The sequence below is a fragment of the Vibrio sp. genome (genome assembly GCF_038138445.1).
Taxonomy (GTDB): domain Bacteria; phylum Pseudomonadota; class Gammaproteobacteria; order Enterobacterales; family Vibrionaceae; genus Vibrio.
Genome location: NZ_JAYQDQ010000013.1, coordinates 42,625 through 58,579 on the forward strand (window position 1 = coordinate 42,625; position 15,955 = coordinate 58,579).

The 15,955-nt window shown below is 44.8% G+C and carries 15 protein-coding genes; 7 read left to right on the forward strand and 8 right to left on the reverse strand.

Annotation, left to right across the window (positions count from 1 at the left end; all coding sequences use genetic code 11):
- Positions 1–12: 12 nt before the first annotated feature.
- From rnr to kefG, 8 genes are all read right to left on the reverse strand, one after another.
- Positions 13–2,478, reverse strand: coding sequence for a ribonuclease R (gene rnr, locus AAFM34_RS06030; protein WP_341660975.1), 2,466 nt, complete (start codon positions 2,476–2,478; stop codon positions 13–15).
- A 246-nt stretch (positions 2,479–2,724) separates the two neighbouring features.
- The gene (locus tag AAFM34_RS06035) at positions 2,725–3,363 is read right to left on the reverse strand and encodes a tetratricopeptide repeat protein (protein WP_341660976.1); all 639 of its coding nucleotides are present in this window, start codon (positions 3,361–3,363) and stop codon (positions 2,725–2,727) included.
- A gap of 261 nt (positions 3,364–3,624) precedes the next feature.
- A complete protein-coding gene (locus AAFM34_RS06040) occupies positions 3,625–4,941 on the reverse strand; it encodes an adenylosuccinate synthase (protein WP_341660978.1) in 1,317 nt (438 codons plus the stop codon).
- Between the two features lie 133 nt (positions 4,942–5,074).
- The gene (locus tag AAFM34_RS06045) at positions 5,075–6,016 is read right to left on the reverse strand and encodes an isoaspartyl peptidase/L-asparaginase (protein WP_341660980.1); all 942 of its coding nucleotides are present in this window, start codon (positions 6,014–6,016) and stop codon (positions 5,075–5,077) included.
- Positions 6,017–6,124: 108 nt separating this feature from the next.
- Complete coding sequence (slyD, locus tag AAFM34_RS06050; RefSeq protein ID WP_341660982.1) at positions 6,125–6,667, reverse strand: peptidylprolyl isomerase; 543 nt, start codon at positions 6,665–6,667, stop codon at positions 6,125–6,127.
- Positions 6,668–6,761: 94 nt separating this feature from the next.
- Positions 6,762–6,956 (reverse strand): YheV family putative zinc ribbon protein, encoded by a 195-nt coding sequence (locus AAFM34_RS06055; protein ID WP_114787377.1) that lies wholly within the window; start codon positions 6,954–6,956, stop codon positions 6,762–6,764.
- A gap of 76 nt (positions 6,957–7,032) precedes the next feature.
- Positions 7,033–8,829: a glutathione-regulated potassium-efflux system protein KefB gene (gene kefB, locus AAFM34_RS06060; RefSeq protein WP_341660985.1), complete on the reverse strand. Its 1,797-nt coding sequence runs from the start codon at positions 8,827–8,829 to the stop codon at positions 7,033–7,035.
- Positions 8,819–9,427: a glutathione-regulated potassium-efflux system ancillary protein KefG gene (kefG, locus tag AAFM34_RS06065; RefSeq protein ID WP_341660987.1), complete on the reverse strand. Its 609-nt coding sequence runs from the start codon at positions 9,425–9,427 to the stop codon at positions 8,819–8,821. The genes kefB and kefG overlap by 11 nt, the downstream gene beginning before the upstream one ends.
- A 169-nt stretch (positions 9,428–9,596) precedes the next feature.
- Here kefG and AAFM34_RS06070 point away from each other — a divergent pair, with 169 nt between their 5' ends.
- The 7 genes from AAFM34_RS06070 to AAFM34_RS06100 all read left to right on the forward strand — a co-directional run bounded on the left by AAFM34_RS06070 (position 9,597) and on the right by AAFM34_RS06100 (position 15,928).
- Complete coding sequence (locus AAFM34_RS06070) at positions 9,597–11,519, forward strand: ABC transporter ATP-binding protein (protein ID WP_341660989.1); 1,923 nt, start codon at positions 9,597–9,599, stop codon at positions 11,517–11,519.
- Entirely contained in the window at positions 11,516–11,995 is a 480-nt protein-coding gene (locus AAFM34_RS06075) for a TIGR02444 family protein (RefSeq protein ID WP_341660991.1), read from the forward strand. The genes AAFM34_RS06070 and AAFM34_RS06075 overlap by 4 nt, the downstream gene beginning before the upstream one ends.
- Positions 11,996–12,003: 8 nt before the next feature.
- Positions 12,004–12,981: a hydrolase gene (locus AAFM34_RS06080; RefSeq protein WP_341660993.1), complete on the forward strand. Its 978-nt coding sequence runs from the start codon at positions 12,004–12,006 to the stop codon at positions 12,979–12,981.
- A 39-nt stretch (positions 12,982–13,020) separates the two neighbouring features.
- Complete coding sequence (locus AAFM34_RS06085) at positions 13,021–13,239, forward strand: YheU family protein (protein WP_341660995.1); 219 nt, start codon at positions 13,021–13,023, stop codon at positions 13,237–13,239.
- Between the two features lie 82 nt (positions 13,240–13,321).
- Positions 13,322–14,191, forward strand: a complete 870-nt coding sequence (locus AAFM34_RS06090; RefSeq protein WP_114787384.1) for a phosphoribulokinase — start codon at positions 13,322–13,324, stop codon at positions 14,189–14,191.
- Between the two features lie 242 nt (positions 14,192–14,433).
- A complete protein-coding gene (gene crp / locus AAFM34_RS06095; RefSeq protein WP_004410522.1) occupies positions 14,434–15,066 on the forward strand; it encodes a cAMP-activated global transcriptional regulator CRP in 633 nt (210 codons plus the stop codon).
- A 124-nt stretch (positions 15,067–15,190) separates the two neighbouring features.
- The gene (locus tag AAFM34_RS06100; protein WP_341660999.1) at positions 15,191–15,928 is read left to right on the forward strand and encodes a hypothetical protein; all 738 of its coding nucleotides are present in this window, start codon (positions 15,191–15,193) and stop codon (positions 15,926–15,928) included.
- Positions 15,929–15,955: the final 27 nt, after the last annotated feature.

Genomic DNA, 15,955 nt, shown 5'->3' on the forward strand with positions numbered 1-15,955 from the left:
TAACTTATCCGATTAGTGTTTCTTCGCCCGTGCCTTCTTGGCTTTTTTACGTGGCTTTTTCTTACCTGCCTGATTAGCAGGCTTCTTCGACGCTTTTTTGCCTTTACCTTGATGCTCACCGTCATCTGGTCGCTTAGTTGCTTCAACCAAAGGTTTGGCTTTTCCTACACTGCGTCTGCCGTTTGCCGCGGCATTTTTTTTCGCTTTGGCCTTTTGCTGCGCTTCTGCTGCACGCTTCTTCGCCGTTTTTCCTTTGCCGCGTAGCTTACGACTTGTTTCGACTAATTCAAAGTCTATTTGTCTATCATCTAGATTGACTGACAGTACTTTCACTTTAACCGCATCGCCAAGACGATAAATCGCACCAAAGCTCTCACCAATAAGCCTTTGACCTATTGGATCAAATTGGTAGTAATCATTGGCAAGCGTTGAAATATGCACCAAACCATCAATATGCAGCTCGGTCAAACGAACAAAGAAGCCAAATCCGGTGACATTAGCAATAACACCGTCTAACTCTTCACCCACATGATCTTGCATGTACTCACATTTGAGCCAATCCGCTACCTCTCGGGTTGCATCATCCGCGCGGCGCTCTGTCATTGAGCACTGCTCACCGTAAAAATCCATATCATCGAACGAATAATGATAACCACCAGTTGGCGTCCAGCGATCTTTCAGAGTGCCATTTTCTTTGGCTATAAGGTATTTGATCGCGCGATGCAACAAGAGATCGGGATAACGACGAATCGGCGAGGTAAAGTGCGCATAACGCTTAAGCGCTAAACCAAAGTGACCACAATTATCGGCATTGTAGACGGCTTGCTTCATCGAACGCAGCAACATGGTTTGAATAAGCTCTTTATCTTGACGCTCACCAATTTGGCGCACCAAATCTGCATAATCAGTTGGTGAAGGCTCAAGACCGCCTTTCAGATCCAGACCAAGTTCACTTAAAAAGTCACGAAATCCCATTAAACGCTCTTCTCCGGGCGATTCGTGGATCCGGTATAAGGCAGGCTCCTTGGCTTTTTCAACTAAAGATGCCGAGGCAATGTTGGCCAAAATCATACATTCTTCAATGATTTTATGCGCATCATTTCGCACTACAGGCTCGATACTGTCTATCTTGCGCTCAGCATTAAAGATAAATTTGGTTTCAACCGTTTCAAATTCGATTGCACCACGATGATCGCGCGCACGTTTAAGCACCTTATACATCTTGTGCAGCTCTTCAAGGTGAGGCACCAAAGGCTCATAGCGCTGGCGCAACTCTTCATCACCTTCAAGAATATGATGTACCTTATTATACGTCAGGCGCGCATGTGAATTCATCACAGCTTCATAATGCGTATAACCTGATAACTTACCCGATTCAGAGACTGTCATCTCACACACCATACACAGGCGATCCACCTGAGGGTTGAGCGAGCAAAGACCATTAGACAGCACTTCTGGCAACATGGGCACAACTTGAGAAGGGAAATACACTGAGTTACCACGATTAATGGCTTCTTTGTCTAGCGCAGAATCTGGACGCACGTAATAGCTGACATCAGCGATCGCGACCCAAAGACGCCAACCGCCACTTTTTTTCGCCTCACAGTAAACGGCATCATCAAAATCTCGTGCATCTTCACCATCGATTGTTACTAAAGGCAATTCGCGCAAATCAACCCGCCCTTGTTTGGCTTCTTCGGGCACCTCTTCACCTAAGCCCTCGATTTGAGCATCGACTTCTTCAGGCCATTCATGAGGGATTTGGTGAGTACGAATGGCAATTTGCGTTTCCATACCTGGCGCCATGTTCTCGCCCAACACTTCCACCACTTTGCCCATCATACCGCGCGTACGAGAATCGCGGTCGGTAATTTCAATCACCACCACATTACCCATTCTCGCTCCAGCGCGCAGATCATTAGGAATAAGAATATCTTGGCTTAGCCTTGAATCATCTGGCACAACATAAGAATATCCATACTCCATAAAGAAGCGACCAACGATTTGTCCTTGCCTTTCTTCCAGCATCCGCACCAAACGGCCTTCTTTTTTACCTTTTTTCGAGTTTTGTGTTGGTTGCACCAAAACAAAATCACCATGAAGCAGGTTTTTCATTTGATGATGAGGCAGTAACACATCCCCTTCTTTGCCTATACTGCCTTCGGGACGCACCCAGCCATGACCATCTTTGTGGCCAATGACATAACCTTTAATCATCTCCAGCTTTTCAGGTACGGCATAACACTGACGACGGGTAAACACTAGCTGACCATCTCTTTCCATCGCTCTTAATCTGCGACGTAAGCCTTCATACTGCTCCTCACCCTTTAAATGCAGGGCTTCAAACAAGTCATTGCGATTGAGCGGCACACCCGCTTGCTCAAGAAACTCAAGAATAAACTCACGACTGGGGACAGGATTGTCGTATTTCTCGGATTCGCGTTCAGCAAAAGGGTCGTTTGGGGTGTGTTCTGACATAGGCAGGCCTAATTCTACAAGGAAGGTATTTAAAGCTAGTATATCCGACTCAATTACTAAGCTACAGAAGTGTTAGGTCAAAATGCCAAATTGTTAGGCTATTTTCATTGTTTAAGGTGGGTAGGCCGAGCTTTTGGGCAAATTTACTATGGTAGATAGCAAAACCATTAATGAAAAAATCACCCGAACGGGTGATTTTTATCTGAGCCAAACCTGAGTGCAGTCAGGATGAGATATAACTGGACTTTACCAAGAGGTCTCGCGTTTCTTCGCTCTGGCAATAATATTTTGCGGCATGCGGCGTTCTAGCCCTTGGCGCAAAATCGAGATCCGTTTGTGGGTACGCTGATCAGCGGTGACAGATGCGTAGAGCCATCGATAAGCATCTTCGTAGTCTAGCGGACTGCCATAGTCTCGCAGCAACAATTCAGCTAGGTGAATTCTGGCTTTTAAGTTACCCATGGCAGCGGCTTCCCGCAGGTAAGGTATGGCGCGTTCTTTATCTTGTTGCACCAAGGTGCCCCGCGAGTAATAACGCCCAAGCTGTTCTAGCGCAGCAGGTAGACCTTGATGAGCGGCGTTTTCGATATAATAAAGACCAAGCTCAACGTCTTGCTCAACACAAACACCCCATGCCAGCATGTCACCATATAAGAACTCGTACGAGGGCAAACTGATCCGAGTCGCCCGAGCAACGATATCTTCAACAATCTGACAATTATCGGCCTTAACTTGCTCTAGATGCTTATTTTCATTAATTAGTTTTATTAGTTCAGCTTCGGTATAAATGGGTATTGGTTCACCAATATCGGTAAACTCATTGGCAACAGCCGCAGAAGCCCCAAACAGTAATACCATCGAAGCAGCTAACTTTCTTAGCTTCATCGTCTGCACTCTTTGACTTCGATAATGTGTTTATCTGCCTAATCAAGGCAGTGGCGTAATATCACGCCTTATGAACTCAAGATTGGCCTGCATTTCGCCATCTTGAATTCTTTATCGACCTCGGTAGCTAAGTCTTTAATCAAAATTGCCGATGACTGGCAAAAAGTTGCCACCTTTAATTTAAAGTATAGGCCTAACCAACAGACATAAAAAAACCAGCACTCTAGTGCTGGTTTTTCTCACTCTTCATACAAAGCAAACTTACGCTTGGTAAGGATGAACCTTGATGATGGTTTCGTTACGATCTGGACCAGTAGAAATGATATCTACGGGTACACCCGTTAGCTCTTCGATGCGTTTGATGTAATCCAAAGCGGCTTGTGGTAGCGCTTCTAGAGACTTAGCGCCAAAGGTAGTTTCAGACCAACCAGGCATGGTTTCGTAGATTGGCGTCGCTTCATCAAAAGATTCCGCCGCCATTGGTGATACTTCTAGAACAGTACCATCTTTCATCTTGTAACCAGTACAGATCTTGATCTCTTTTAGACCATCAAGAACATCTAACTTGGTTAAGCACATACCGGTTAACGAGTTGATTTGGATAGCGCGGCGCATAGCGACAGCATCAAACCAGCCAGTACGACGCAAACGACCTGTCGTAGCACCAAACTCATGACCAACATCGCCTAAGTGTTTACCTACAGGATCTTGTTTGTCTTGACCATCGTATAGCTCAGTTGGGAATGGACCTGAACCAACACGAGTACAGTAAGCTTTAGTGATACCTAGAATGTAACCAATATGGCGAGGGCCAAAACCAGAACCTGCAGCTACACCACCAGCAGTAGTGTTAGATGAGGTTACATATGGGTATGTACCGTGGTCGATATCTAAAAGCGTACCTTGAGCACCCTCGAACATGATCTTATCACCGCGCTTACGAGCTGCATCTAGCTCATCAGTCACGTCCATAACCATGGAAGTGAGAAGCTCAGCATAGCCCATGCACTGCTCAAGAACCGCTTCATAGCTAACCGTTTCTGCTTTGTAGAAATGCTCAAGCTGGAAGTTATGAAATTCCATGACTTCTTTAAGTTTCTCAGCAAAGACTTCTTTATCGAAAAGATCGCCAACACGTAAACCACGACGAGCGACTTTGTCTTCGTAAGCAGGACCGATACCACGACCCGTTGTACCAATTGCTTTTTTACCACGCGCAATTTCACGCGCGTTATCGATAGCAATATGGTAAGGAAGAATTAGAGGACAAGCTTCAGAAACGAAAAGACGTTCACGAACTGGAATGCCGCGCTCTTCAAGAGGTTTCATTTCTTTCAACAGTGCTTCTGGTGATAGTACAACACCATTACCGATAACACATTTGACGTTATCGCGAAGAATACCTGATGGAATTAAGTGAAGAACGGTTTTTTCACCGTCAATGACAAGAGTGTGGCCTGCGTTGTGACCGCCTTGGTAGCGAACCACGTATTTTGCATCTTCAGTTAAAAGGTCTACGATTTTACCTTTACCTTCGTCACCCCATTGGGTGCCCAGAACGACTACGTTATTTCCCATCTTTCCAAGTCTGATTGCTAGTTAAAAATGGATTCTAGCACCGAATTACATTTGTTGCAGTCATTTTTTAATCATGGGCAAGCCATCCGTGGCTAAGCGATTGTGTACTCTGAATTTAAACTCAGTTTAAGGCTTACTCGTCGGCGTAAATCTTAACCATCAAACGCCCATCCAGGCCAATACTGGCGCGATACATACCACTGCTATTCATAGAAAAATGTATTTCCCCATCGCCATCAATAGCGATGACGCCGCCTTCTCCACCCATGGCTTTTAATTCACCATGGATAACTGCTTCACAGGCTTGCTGAACGTTTTCTTTTAGATAGCGCATTCGCGCTGCAATGTCACTGGCCACTGTTTTGCGAATAAAATATTCACCCATGCCTGTGGCAGAGACAGCCAGATTACCATTTTGTGCATAAGTGCCTGCACCAATAATCGCCGAATCTCCTACGCGGCCATATTGCTTATTGGTGATCCCACCGGTACTGGTCGCTGCTGCAAGATTGCCTTGCTGATCGAAGGCAACAGCGCCAACCGTACCATGTTTACTATCATCAGGATATTTAGACTCTGATAGCGCAAATAATCCCTTCTCTTTCATTGATTGCAATTGGTCGTAGCGGCGATCTGTGACGAAATAATCCTGCTCTGTGAAGGTATGTTGATGCCCAAAAGCAAACTCTTCAGCCCCATCGCCAACCAGTAATACATGAGGACTATGCTGCATGACATCGCGAGCTAATGTCACAGGGTTTCGAATATGGCGCACACCTGCCACCGCGCCGACTTTAGCGTCTTTACCATGCATGACAGAGGCATCCATCTCTACCATTTCTTTATGAGTCAAAACAGAGCCGCGCCCTGCATTAAAATGCTCTGAATCTTCGAGTATTTTCACCGCTGCTACAACCGCATCCATGGCATCACCACCATGAGCTAGTATCTCATGGCCTGCCCGAACTGATTTTTCTAAATCACGGCGAATTTCTTCATTTAACGCCTTACTCATTTGTTCGCGCAAAATGGTGCCTGCACCACCATGAATGGCAATCGAAAATGGTTTACTCACGTCTTGCTCCTGCATGCTGATTGAGTTAATTCTCTAGACAAACAAAAAGCGCAAGTTAATCTCTTAAACTTGCGCTTTATTACAACCTTAATGGGCAGCTTTGCTCAATTAGTGCGAGCTGCAGCTACCACTGCCACAACAGTCATCGTGATCATCGCCGTGATCGTGACTACCACAGCTACCATCTGCTTGGTGAACATGACCATGCTCGATTTCTTCCGCAGTTGCTTCACGTACAGACACCACTTCCACATCAAACGTAAGAGTTTGGCCAGCAAGCATATGATTACCATCCACCACAACTTCATCACCATCAACTTCTGTTACTTCTACTGGAATCGGACCTTGGTCAGTATCAGCTAGAAAGCGCATCCCTACTTCAATTTGCTCTACACCTTGGAACACATTGGCAGGCACACGTTGTACAAGCGCATCATTATGCTCACCGTACGCTTCTTCAGGCGAGACAGTCACTGAAAACTGAGCGCCAGCTTCCTTACCTTCTAGAGCCGTTTCAAGACCTGTGATCAGGTTGTTGTTGCCGTGCAAGTAATCAAGTGGCGCTTCTGTTGTCGATTGATCAACAACCACACCATCCTCTAGCTTGACTTGGTAAGCTAGGCTGACAACTACATTTTTTTCAATATTCATAATGACTCCAAGGAGATAAAGAAACGGAGCAAACTATTGCTCCGATTTACTGTTTTCTATGTCGCTATTATGGGGATCAATTACAGAAACTCAATTAATCAGGCTTAAAAATCCCGATCATCTCTTGTTTCGCATGTTCCGTTTTTTCCACAGTTTGAGGCTTACGTTGTTCTTGATATTCGCACTCAACACACTCAACCAGCTCAATATTATTTTCTATCCACCAACGCAAAGTGTCTTGCTGAGAACATTTAGGACAGCTAGCACCTGCGATAAATCTTTTTTTCATTGTGTTCATTCCAATACATCACCCATGGATCCCTCTGACGATACTTTTACGCATAGAAGGTAAACAGGGTTTGGAGTTAATCCCAAAAGTTCTTTGATTGTTGATCTTTTTCCATTTCTCGGCCAAAGATTTCTTCCAGCTCTTTGCGGGCTTCTTTGGCTCTCATCGCCAATTGTTTGTCTTCATGATGTTGAGGGAGCAGCTCTTTCAACATACCGTGATCAAGCTTTTTAAAATGCGCTTCCGCTCGTTTAGCTTGATAAGGGTGCATTCCAAGTTCAACCAATGCTTGGCGGCCAAGATCTAACGCGCCCAAGAAGGTTTCACGAGAATAATTTTCTACTCCGTGACTCATAAGCTGATACGCTTCGACACGGCTTCGTGCACGGGCAAACAGCTTAAGATGCGGAAAGTGATACTTACATAACTCGACAATTTTCATGATCTCTTCTGGCGAGTCGGTACATATCACCATGGCTTCAGCTTTACTGGCTCCCGCAGCCCTTAATAAATCAAGCTGGGTAGCATCGCCATAAAACACTTTATACCCGTATTTTCTCAATAAGTGAATCTGGCTAGCATCACTCTCTAATACAGTGACTCGGATTTTGTTGGCATACATTAAACGGCCAATGATCTGACCAAAACGGCCAAAACCTGCAATAATTACCCGCGGCTGACGATTAACAACATCACTACGCTTTAATCCTGACTCGTCAAAGTTTAACCCTCGTGCATACCACTTACTTTGCGCCATCAAGAGAAGCGGTGTCGTCACCATAGATAGACTCACTACCACCAGCAAAAAGGCATTTTGTTCGGGGGCGATGAGTCCTTCTTTACTCGCTGCGGTGAAGATAACAAACGCAAACTCACCACCTTGGCTTAAAATCGCCGCCATTTTACTGCGTACTTTTGGCCGGCCTCCCGATAATCTCGCCAAGGAGTAAAGTATTAAGCCCTTAATAACAACTAAACCAATGACGGCTGCCAAGACATTGAATGGCTCAAGGGCAAGCAAGCCCAAATTTACCGCCATTCCGACAGCAATAAAAAACAGACCAAGTAGTAATCCTTTAAATGGTTCAATGGCAATTTCTAACTCGTGGCGATACTCACTTTCAGCCAGAAGGACACCAGCGAGGAAAGTGCCCAAAGCCATAGACAAGCCGAGATGCTTCATCAACAAGGCAATACCAATCACTAGCAACAATGCAGCGACCGTAAATAGCTCACGTACACCACTTAGAACCACATAACGAAACAGGGGACGAAGGAGGAAGTGGCCTCCGACAAGCAAACCTATAACACCGCACAACATCCAGATAGCATCAGACCAATTGCCAGCCGTGTTGCCTGCCAGAATCGGTAAAATCGCCAACATAGGGATAACGGCAATATCTTGAAACAGAAGCACAGCGAAACCAGATTGCCCCGTCTCACTGCCAGCAAGCCCTTGCTCTTCAATCACTTTTAAAGCGATTGCAGTAGAGGACAGCGCAAGCCCCATTCCTATCACTAAGCTTGTTTGCCAACTAAGCTCAAAAAAGTAAGCCACAATGCCGATGGCAGCGGTTGAAATCACAACTTGTGCTCCGCCTAGACCTAAAATCGGCCCCTTCATCTGCAATAGCTTTTTGGGGTTAAGTTCCAAGCCAATCAAAAACAGCAGCAGTACCACACCAAACTCAGCAAAATGCAAAATGGCTTCAACATCACTGATTAAGCTCAGCCCCCAAGGACCAATAACCACTCCCGCCAGCAAGTAACCAAGCACAGAGCCAAGCCCTAACCGCTGAGCAAGTGGTACCGCGATGACAGCCGCAGTTAAAAAAATCACACTGCTTTGTAAGAAATCACTTTCAAGAGCCAAGCAAATCTCCTTTAATATCAATGCTAGTAGCCAAGTCAGTTGTCACTTTTCGTAACCAACGACGATAATTTTCTGCATGTTGATAGCGATCTACTTCGGGCACATTCCTTGCCCAGTAAAGAACTAGAGGCTCAATCCAATGCATCTGACACAAGGCTGCGGTCAATTCAAAAGGTTGGAGTATTTCCGACAGAGGGTATCGGTTATAACCTTCACTACAGAAGGCCTCTTGGTTACCTCCTGTGGTTATAATGCTGCGCCAGTATTTACCTTTGAGCTCCTCTCCTTTGCCATAAGCAAACCCTTTTGCCAAGACTCTATCCATCCACTCCTTAAGCAGGGCTGGGCAAGAATACATATAAAGTGGATGCTGGAATACAATCACATCATGATCCAGCAGAAGCTGTTGCTCGGCATCAACATCAATAAAAAAGTCGGGATAATAAGCGTAAAGATCACGCACAGTAACATGCTCAAGAGACGCGATCTTTTTGATCATTACTTGGTTAGCAACCGAACTTTGTGATTCTGGATGAGCATAAATCACCAGTACTTTTGCGGTTTTAGGAAAGTCTGTGTTTAAATCATTTACCGCCATGTTTTAAGCAGTCATCCTTCTGTTTTCAAGACATAAGAGCGTTTTTATCTGTATGAGTTTGTTATACGTTGTTGTTAAGCATAACGCAATGATCGACATTTTATCTCATTCCTCCTACTATTCGACGCGATAAGACAAATATTAAATAATAAACAATAAAGCATAAACTATGATTACCTTTTCTGACATCCAGCTCCTGCGTGGCGGTAAGGCCCTACTGGATAACACCTCAGCAACCATACACCCGGGCGATAAAGTCGGCTTAGTGGGTAAAAATGGCTGCGGCAAATCCACCCTGTTTGCCTTGATCAAAAATGAACTGTCCATAGACGCGGGTAACTTCAACTGCCCTTCGTATTGGGAGATGGCGTGGGTCGCACAGGAAACCCCAGCATTAGAGCGCCAAGCACTGGACTATGTTATTGATGGTGATCGTGAGTATCGCCGCCTTGAAGCTGAACTAACCGCTGCAGAACAAGAAGACAATGGCACCTTGGTTGCTGAGCTGCATGGGAAAATCGAAACCATAGGTGGTTACAGTATAAAAGCTCGCGCCGCTGAACTGCTTGATGGTCTTGGCTTTTCCCAGCAGCAGATGAACTGGAACCTCACTCAGTTCTCTGGTGGTTGGCGGATGCGCTTAAACCTCGCTCAAGCGCTACTTTGTCGCTCCGACTTATTACTCCTGGATGAGCCAACCAACCACTTAGACTTAGATGCAGTGATGTGGCTAGAGCGTTGGCTACAAAACTATCCCGGCACTCTAATCTTAATCTCTCACGACCGTGATTTCCTCGATCCCGTGGTTGGCCGCATCATACATGTTGAAAATCAGCAGATGAACGAGTACACGGGGAACTACTCATCATTTGAAGACCAGCGCGCACAGAAGTTACTTCTCCAACAAGCTCAGTATCAGAAACAGCAAAAACAAATGGCGCACATGCAAAGCTATATCGACCGATTCCGATATAAAGCCTCAAAAGCTCGCCAAGCACAAAGCCGAATTAAAGCTCTAGAGCGAATGGAAAAAGTATTACCTGCGCAGTTTGATAATCCCTTTAGCTTCGAGTTTCGCCAACCCGATGCTCTGCCAAATCCGATTATTATGATGGATCAAGTATCGGCAGGTTATGGTGACAATCTAATTTTAGAGAAAATTCGCCTCAACCTTGTACCTGGCAGTCGTATTGGTTTACTCGGACGAAATGGTGCAGGTAAATCAACTCTGATTAAATTACTCTCTGGCGAGCTAAAAAGTCAGGCGGGTGAGTTGACCTACTCCCAAGGCGTTAAAATTGGTTATTTCGCACAGCACCAGCTGGAAACTCTACATCCAGAAGAAACACCGCTTCAGCATATGATGCAAATTGCACCAGATAAAAATGAACTGGAGCTAAGAAACTATCTCGGCAGCTTTGGTTTTCAAGGTGAAAAAGCACTAGAGAAAGTGGCGCCCTTTTCTGGCGGAGAAAAAGCACGCCTTGTTCTAGCACTGATCGTCTGGCAAAAACCAAACCTATTGCTAGTCGATGAGCCGACTAACCACCTAGACCTTGATATGAGACAAGCGCTAACACTTGCCCTGCAAACCTTTGAAGGTGCTATGGTTATCGTTTCGCATGACCGCTACCTACTGCGAGCCACCACTGATGATCTCTACTTGGTCCACAACAAGCAAGTCGCGCCTTTTGATGGCGACCTTGATCAGTACTATAAATGGCTCACTGATCAACAAAAAGCAGAGCGCCGTGAAGCCCAACCTACATCAACTGAAAAAAGCGCCACAAACAGTGCCGCTGCCAAAAAAGAGCAAAAACGCCGTGAAGCTGAGTTACGCAAACAGACAGCGCCGATTCGCAAAGCAATAACCAAACTGGAAGCTAAGATGGATAGTCTAAACTCTGCACTTAGCCAAGCAGAATTGCAATTGTCTGATAACTCACTGTATGAGTCAGAAAATAAAGCTAAACTTAACCAAGTGTTAGCAACACAAACCCAAGCAAAAATCGAGCTTGAAGAAGTAGAGTTAGAATGGATGACACAACAAGAAGAACTCGAACAAATGGAACAGGAGTTTAATCACCAATGAACTCAAAGCACGTATCAGTGTCCCTCACCTTAGAACGCCTGTGGCAATTTAGCTTGCAATATTATAGCGTCCGAGAAGTCAAAGATGCGTGCCTTAATTTACAAAATCAGTTCAAAGGTAACGTTAACCTTTTGCTGCTCTTGAAGTGGCTGGACGAGCAGCAAGCAGCTTTTCTCGATGAAGACTGGCATAGAGTAGAAGAATGCCTGGGACGCTCTGAAACCTTACTCCACAGCTACCGAGATTTACGCCGTAAGCTCAAATCACACATTCCAGAAACCTTATATCGAGAGTCACTTCAATTCGAACTCCAACTTGAAAAACAACAACAGTCTGACCTAGTTGATTGCATCAACAGTATCACTTTATTGCACAATCAAAGTGAACCACTGACCCTAAGATACTGCCGTCAGCTTGGAGGAGAGCACTTACACCAAGCTTTTGCTCAACCAATCGAAGAAGCGGTGCCCAAATAGGAAGCATTATGACCCATTTTACTGCTGCTACAGGTTTATCTAATCCGCACCTGCAAACATTGGCGCCGCGTTTTATCCGTAAAAAAGCCTTATTTGAGCCGATATGGCAAAGACTAAAAACCCAAGATAACGACTTTCTCGATCTGGCATGGAGTGAAGACTGGCGAGCAGAACAAGCGCAGAAAAAGCCAATTTTTATTCTGTTTCACGGCCTAGAGGGCTGTTTCTATAGCCCATACGCCAATGGTTTAATGCACGCTTTTGCCCAGCATGGCTGGCTTACGGTAATGATGCATTTTCGTGGCTGCAGCGGCGAGCCTAACCACAATGCTCGCAGTTATCACTCCGGTGAAATAGAAGATGCGCGCTTTTTCTTGGAACATATTGACCACCAGTTTCCCAATCAGACAAAGATTGCTGTTGGCATATCGCTTGGTGGTAACATGCTGGCGAACTATCTCGCACAATATAATCAGGATCCACTGCTTGACGCAGCCACGATCGTTTCAGCACCACTGGATCTCTCAGCATGCTCCGCACGCATTGAACAAGGCTTTTCTAAAATCTACAAAACCTACTTGCTTTCCTCTTTAAAAAAGAATGCGTTGCGAAAGCACCACTTAATCAAGGGAGAGTTAGATGTTTCCTATCAAAGTATCAAACGCGTGACCAAGCTATACCAATTTGATGACTTAATTACAGCACCTTTGCATGGATTTAAAGGTGCTGATGACTATTATCAGCGCTGCTCTGCCATTCACAAACTGAAAGATATTCGTCTTCCTTTGCAAATCATACACGCGAAAGACGACCCCTTTATGACAGAGGCGGTTATCCCTAAGTACGCTCTGCCAAGCAATATAGACTATCGACTCTATGAGCAAGGTGGTCACGTTGGCTTTGTAACAGGAAGTGCCATAAAGCCGAGATTTTGGCTTGAAGAGACATTGCCCGCCTACTATCAAAGCTTGGTATCATCTAGCTAGCACTTTTCCTATTGCCGAACATAAAAGAAAGAGGTATTTATGATCGTTCCTTGGCAAGACATTGCCCCAGAAACCTTAGACAATTTAATCAAAGAATTTGTCCTTCGAGAAGGCACAGATTACGGCGCTGTAGAAGCCTCATTACAAAACAAGGTTGATCAAATAAAACAACAACTTAAATCTGGTGACGCTGTGGTAGTTTTCTCTGAACTACATGAAAGTGTAGATATTCAACTTAAGCATAAATTTTCCTTTTAAAGCACTACATACCGTACTGTCTTTGCAAAGCATGTTATAGTGAAGTGCAACAGTGGACAGTTATTCATAGACAAGGGTTGTCATGTCAGCAAAACATCCAGTTATCGCCGTTACTGGCTCTTCAGGTGCAGGTACCACCACCACATCTGAAGCTTTTCGCAAAATGTTCAATATGATGAAGGTCAAGCCAGCTTGGGTTGAAGGAGATAGCTTTCACCGCTTTACTCGCCCCGAAATGGATGTTGAAATTCGCAAAGCTCGCGAACAGGGGCGACACATCAGCTATTTTGGCCCTCAAGCCAATGACTTTCCTGCTTTAGCTGAATTTTTCCGCAAATATGGCAATGAAGGTACAGGAAAAGTTCGACGTTATCTCCATACCTTTGACGAAGCGGTTCCCTACAATCAAATGCCCGGTACTTTTACCCCTTGGCAAGAGCTACCAGAAAGCTCTGACGTGCTGTTTTATGAAGGCTTGCATGGTGGCGTTGTCGACGGTGAAGTTAACGTCGCGCAGCATGTGGATTTTTTGATAGGCATGGTGCCTATCGTCAACCTTGAATGGATTCAAAAATTCGTGCGCGACACCCGAGACAGAGGACATTCACGAGAGGCGGTAATGGACTCGATTGTTCGTTCAATGGATGATTACCTCAATTACATCACCCCGCAGTTTTCTCGCACTCATATTAACTTCCAGCGAGTACCCACTGTCGATACATCAAACCCACTCAATGCCAAAGGCATCCCAAGCCTTGATGAGAGTTTTGTTGTTATTCGACTACGGGGAATAAAAAATGTCGACTTCCCATACCTACTGGCAATGATAGATGGCTCATTTATGTCACGTCACAACACCATAGTTGTACCCGGTGGAAAGATGAGTTTTGCCGTCGAATTGATAGTTAGGCCAATACTTCAGCAGTTGATAGAAACGGGAAAAATTGGTTAAGACTTACTTTGTATACAGGATTACTTTTGATTGCGTGATCAGGCGCACACTTTTGTACACAAAATAGCCAAGTGAAGGCGATTAAAATCAAGAAATCAATTCAAAAAAAAGATACTATTTGAAACAGAAACAAAGATGGCTTGCAGCATTTGAAAAGTGCTCTTATCCTAATAAGTCTTGATTCAAGGCTTAGCTAAAACATGGAAAGAAGCAAGCGTACCCTGCAGAGGAAGTGAGATATTATGGTTCTAGGTAAACCTCAAACTGATCCAACATTAGAATGGTTCCTTTCACACTGTCATATTCATAAGTACCCATCTAAGAGCACACTGATCCACGCTGGTGAGAAAGCGGAAACGCTTTACTACATAGTCAAAGGTTCAGTTGCGGTACTTATTAAGGACGAGGAAGGCAAGGAAATGATCCTGTCGTACCTAAACCAAGGTGACTTTATCGGTGAGCTTGGTTTGTTCGAAGAAGACCAAGAACGCACAGCGTGGGTTCGAGCAAAATCACCTTGTGAAGTGGCAGAAATTTCTTTCAAGAAATTCCGTCAGCTTATCCAAGTCAACCCTGATATCCTAATGCGCTTGTCTGCTCAAATGGCAAGTCGTTTGCAGGTAACCAGTCAAAAAGTCGGAGATCTTGCTTTCCTTGACGTGACTGGCCGTATCGCTCAGACACTACTGAATCTAGCGAAACAACCAGATGCAATGACGCACCCTGACGGCATGCAAATCAAGATCACACGTCAAGAGATCGGTCAGATTGTTGGCTGTTCACGCGAAACAGTTGGCCGTATCTTGAAGATGCTGGAAGAGCAAAACCTGATTTCAGCACATGGTAAAACGATCGTCGTCTACGGCACTCGATAACCATTGTTCTATACATAAAGCCGAGTTCATGATTGGACTCGGCTTTTTTCTTATTTGTTAATTAGCTTGCTCTATCCTAACCTTAGTTTGAATTTCAACCGCAAATTTCAGGCAGGATGGACTCATGATTTTAAAGCTACTTTCTTCGCTGGTATTGGCTTTCAGCCTAGTTTTTTCATCAATCTCAGTTGCCCAAACGACCATTATTCACCCTATCCCACGGGAAGGTTCTGAGCTAGACCGCTACGCCATCGACCTCATCCAGTTTCTTGTTGATAAATCGGGTGAAGGCATTTTACTCCAACCTTATAAAACACCTGTTGATTCACAATCACGTAAAGTTACTCTGCTCAAAGAAGGCAAAATTACGGTAGATTGGCTAGGCGCCGATAAAACTCTTGAACAAGAGCTACTTCCTATTCGCTACCCAGTTTTTCGAGGTCTCCTTGGCCACCGAATTTTTATCACTAATAAAACCACCGCAGCCAAACTAGGCAGCATAAACAGCATAGAGGAATTGCGTAAGCTTGGTATGATACAGGGGCAAGGCTGGGCAGATGTTAAAGTATTAAAATCCGGCGGATTTAAAGTGAGAGAAGTGCCTAGCTTTGATAATATCTTTCGTATTGTCGATAGCGAACGTACCGATTTATTCCCAAGAGCCGTTATCGAACCCTACAGCGAAGTTGCCCAGCGCAGCCAATTGGCTAATCTAGTGGTTGATGACAAACTGATGCTGATTTACCGATTTCCCATGTTACTGTTTGTGAGCCCTAAAAACCCAGAAGTGGCCACTGCGCTACAAAAAGCGTTCGAAGCTTCATACCAAGATGGTTGTAAGCTGGCGGTAAACCCCATCTAATCATTTCCTTTTAAATTCGGTATTGTC

Excerpts from the sequence above, each read along its gene's own strand:
- rnr (WP_341660975.1), bottom strand. The coding sequence starts at position 2,478 with ATGTCAGAACACACCCCAAACGACCCTTTTGCTGAACGCGAATCCGAG.
- AAFM34_RS06035 (WP_341660976.1), bottom strand. The coding sequence starts at position 3,363 with ATGAAGCTAAGAAAGTTAGCTGCTTCGATGGTATTACTGTTTGGGGCT.
- AAFM34_RS06040 (WP_341660978.1), bottom strand. The coding sequence starts at position 4,941 with ATGGGAAATAACGTAGTCGTTCTGGGCACCCAATGGGGTGACGAAGGT.
- slyD (WP_341660982.1), bottom strand. The coding sequence starts at position 6,667 with ATGAATATTGAAAAAAATGTAGTTGTCAGCCTAGCTTACCAAGTCAAG.
- AAFM34_RS06055 (WP_114787377.1), bottom strand. The coding sequence starts at position 6,956 with ATGAAAAAAAGATTTATCGCAGGTGCTAGCTGTCCTAAATGTTCTCAG.
- kefG (WP_341660987.1), bottom strand. The coding sequence starts at position 9,427 with ATGGCGGTAAATGATTTAAACACAGACTTTCCTAAAACCGCAAAAGTA.
- AAFM34_RS06070 (WP_341660989.1), top strand. The coding sequence starts at position 9,597 with ATGATTACCTTTTCTGACATCCAGCTCCTGCGTGGCGGTAAGGCCCTA.
- AAFM34_RS06075 (WP_341660991.1), top strand. The coding sequence starts at position 11,516 with ATGAACTCAAAGCACGTATCAGTGTCCCTCACCTTAGAACGCCTGTGG.
- AAFM34_RS06080 (WP_341660993.1), top strand. The coding sequence starts at position 12,004 with ATGACCCATTTTACTGCTGCTACAGGTTTATCTAATCCGCACCTGCAA.
- AAFM34_RS06085 (WP_341660995.1), top strand. The coding sequence starts at position 13,021 with ATGATCGTTCCTTGGCAAGACATTGCCCCAGAAACCTTAGACAATTTA.
- AAFM34_RS06090 (WP_114787384.1), top strand. The coding sequence starts at position 13,322 with ATGTCAGCAAAACATCCAGTTATCGCCGTTACTGGCTCTTCAGGTGCA.
- crp (WP_004410522.1), top strand. The coding sequence starts at position 14,434 with ATGGTTCTAGGTAAACCTCAAACTGATCCAACATTAGAATGGTTCCTT.
- AAFM34_RS06100 (WP_341660999.1), top strand. The coding sequence starts at position 15,191 with ATGATTTTAAAGCTACTTTCTTCGCTGGTATTGGCTTTCAGCCTAGTT.